Source organism: Microbacterium maritypicum MF109 (assembly GCF_000455825.1).
Taxonomy (GTDB): Bacteria; Actinomycetota; Actinomycetes; order Actinomycetales; family Microbacteriaceae; genus Microbacterium; species Microbacterium maritypicum_A.
In genome coordinates, this window is record NZ_ATAO01000130.1 from 1 (window position 1) to 351 (window position 351).

Annotated in this window: 1 protein-coding gene; it reads right to left on the reverse strand. The window is 66.4% G+C overall.

The features are described from left to right. Positions 1 to 49: 49 nt before the first annotated feature. The coding region (locus tag L687_RS0121320; protein ID WP_031206990.1) for a carbohydrate ABC transporter permease at positions 50 to 351 on the reverse strand (302 nt) is incomplete at its 5' end.

Genomic DNA, 351 nt, shown 5'->3' on the forward strand with positions numbered 1-351 from the left:
GTGAGCAGGATGATGCTCAGGATGCGGGGCAGTGAACGCTTCTTTCGCATCATCGCTCCCTGGTCGCGCGGTTGGCCGCCAGCGAGAGCATGCCGACGAGGATCACGAGGATCATGCCGATGGCCGCTGCGGTGTCGGGGTTCTGCTGCTGGATGCCCAGTTGGTAGATCAGCAGGACCGGGGTGGTCGAGGCGCCGTCAGGGCCGCCGCCGTTGGTGAGCAGGTACGGCTCGGTGAAGAGGTTCGCGCCGGTGATGATCGACAGGATCAGCACGAGGGTCGTGGCGCTTCGCACGCCGGGGATCGTGACGTGTCGGAAGCGCGAGAGCACTCCGGCACCGTCGGTCTCGG